This window comes from Caballeronia sp. (genome assembly GCF_049581465.1).
Taxonomy (GTDB): Bacteria; Pseudomonadota; Gammaproteobacteria; order Burkholderiales; family Burkholderiaceae; genus Caballeronia.
Genome location: NZ_JBAUSA010000714.1, coordinates 1 through 1,593, shown reverse-complemented (window position 1 = coordinate 1,593; position 1,593 = coordinate 1). Strand labels below are relative to the sequence as shown.

Annotated in this window: 1 protein-coding gene; it reads left to right on the top strand. The window is 62.9% G+C overall.

Translation table 11 applies throughout. The features are described from left to right. Positions 1-69: 69 nt before the first annotated feature. Positions 70-1,593, top strand: a 1,524-nt coding sequence (locus WCA53_RS17545; RefSeq protein WP_423913160.1) for a ClcB-like voltage-gated chloride channel protein, incomplete at its 3' end; no start/stop codon positions are given.

The following is a 1,593-nucleotide window of genomic DNA, read 5'->3' as shown; positions in this document are numbered from 1 at the left end:
ACACTCGCCGCTAGCAGCACCGACCCGAACCCCCACCCGGCCCCGCCCCAATTCGCCCCCAAAACTCCAGTGCTCTCATTCCTCCTCAAACTGCGCACCCGGGCCCAACGCCTGTTCGGCTTCTCCGATGCGCATTCAATGCTCCTATGGGCGGTCATCGTCGGCGTCGCGGGCGCATTCGCGACCGCTGCCTTCCGCGATAGCATCGACAGCTTGCAGCGACTCTTCGGCGGGGCAAACAGTAATTTCGTCGCAATGGCCACGCACCTGCCCTGGCCCGTCCGCGTAATCCTGCCAACAGCCGGCGGACTGATCGCAGGCGTCTGCCTGCTAATCAGTCGGCGTCACGCGGCGGCCCAAGTGCATGCCGACTACATGGAAGCAGTGACCATCGGCGATGGCGTGGTGCCGGTCCGGCAAAGCCTGTGGCGCAGCGTATCGTCGCTTTTTACCATCGCGAGCGGTGGCTCAATCGGCCGCGAAGGCTCGATGGTGCAACTCGCTGCCCTGAGCGCTTCGCTGATCGGCCGATGGGTCCATTTCGATCCGCCACGCCTGCGCCTGCTGGTCGCATGCGGCGCAGCCGCCGGTATCACGTCGGCCTATAACGCACCCATCGCCGGCGCGTTCTTTGTGACGGAAATCGTGCTCGGCTCGATCGCGATGGAAAGCTTCGGACCCATCGTCGTGTCGTCCGTGGTGGCAAACATCACCATGCGCGAGTTCGCCGGTTATCACCCCACGTACGAAATGCCCATCTTCCCGACAATCACCGGCGTGGAAGTACTGTTGTTCGTCGTGCTCGGACTGATTTGCGGTGTGCTCGCGCCCAACTTCCTGCGCTTGCTGGCGGCATCGAAACATCGCTTCGCCGCGCTGCCACTGCCTTTACCGTTGCGCCTCGGGCTCGGCGGCTTGATCGTTGGCGTCATCTCGATCTGGTGGCCCGAAGTCTGGGGCAACGGCTACGAAGTGGTGAACTCTATCCTCCACCAGCCGTGGACCTGGGGAGCCCTTGCGGCAGTCCTCCTCTTCAAGATCGTCGCAACCGCGGCGACTGCCGGTTCGGGCGCGGTCGGCGGGATTTTCACCCCGACACTGTTCGTGGGCGCCGTGGTCGGCTGCCTGTTCGGCCTGGCCGCTCACGCCATCTGGCCAAACTCCACCTCCGCGCCGTACGCCTACGCGATGGTCGGCATGGGTGCATTCCTCGCCGCCGCAACGCACGCGCCGCTGATGGCAATTCTGATGATCTTCGAGATGACCTTGAGCTACCAGGTGATGCTGCCGCTCATGCTCTCGTGCGTGGTGGCGTTTTTTATCGCGCGAACGTCGGCGCAGACTTCCATGTACGACGTCACGCTGCGACGCGACCGTGAGGAAAAAGAGCGGATGCGCCTCGCGGCCACCCAAATGCGCGAGCTCGTGAAGCCCGCCGATACCGTCGTCGCGCTCGACGCCGACGTGAAAACCATGACGCGCGTGTTTCTCGAATATCCCGTGAAATACCTGTATGTCGTCGACGCCGACAATCATTTTCGAGGTGTTGTGGCACTCAAGGACATCACCTCGGATCTTCTCGATGAACGTGAC